Source organism: Streptomyces sp. AK02-01A (assembly GCF_033795305.1).
GTDB lineage: Bacteria > Actinomycetota > Actinomycetes > Streptomycetales > Streptomycetaceae > Streptomyces.
Window position 1 is genome coordinate 1 of sequence record NZ_JARBAE010000136.1, and the last position, 594, is coordinate 594.

General features: G+C 71.4%; 1 protein-coding gene. It reads left to right on the forward strand.

Going from position 1 to position 594, the window contains the following annotated elements; translation table 11 throughout:
* Positions 1–594 (forward strand): DEAD/DEAH box helicase (locus tag PV679_RS36070; protein WP_319685506.1); only part of this gene is annotated, 594 nt, incomplete at both ends.

Here is a 594-nt window from a genome sequence, read left to right on the forward strand (position 1 = left end):
CCGTACGGCGGGGCAGCGGGCGCAGCCGCGGCAGCCGCTGGCGCTGGTCCTGGTGCCGACCCGGGAGCTGGCGCAGCAGGTGACCGACGCGCTCACGCCGTACGCGCGGGCGTTGAAGCTGCGGCTGGCGACGGTGGTCGGCGGGATGTCGATCGGCCGGCAGGCCGGTGCGCTGCGCGGCGGCGCGGAGATCGTGGTGGCGACGCCGGGCCGGCTCAAGGACCTCATCGAGCGCGGTGACTGCCGTCTGGACCGGGTCGCGATCACGGTCCTGGACGAGGCCGACCAGATGACCGACATGGGCTTCATGCCGCAGGTCACCGAACTCCTCGACCAGGTACGCCCGGACGGCCAGCGGATGCTGTTCTCCGCCACTCTGGACCGCAACGTCGACCTGCTGGTGCGCCGTTACCTGCATGACCCGGTGGTCCACTCCGTCGACCCGTCGGCCGGCGCGGTGACCACGATGGAGCATCACGTCCTGCATGTCCACGGCGCCGACAAGTACGCCACGACCACCGAGATCGCGGCCCGTGACGGCCGGGTCCTGATGTTCCTGGACACCAAGCACGCCGTCGACCGGCTCACCGAACA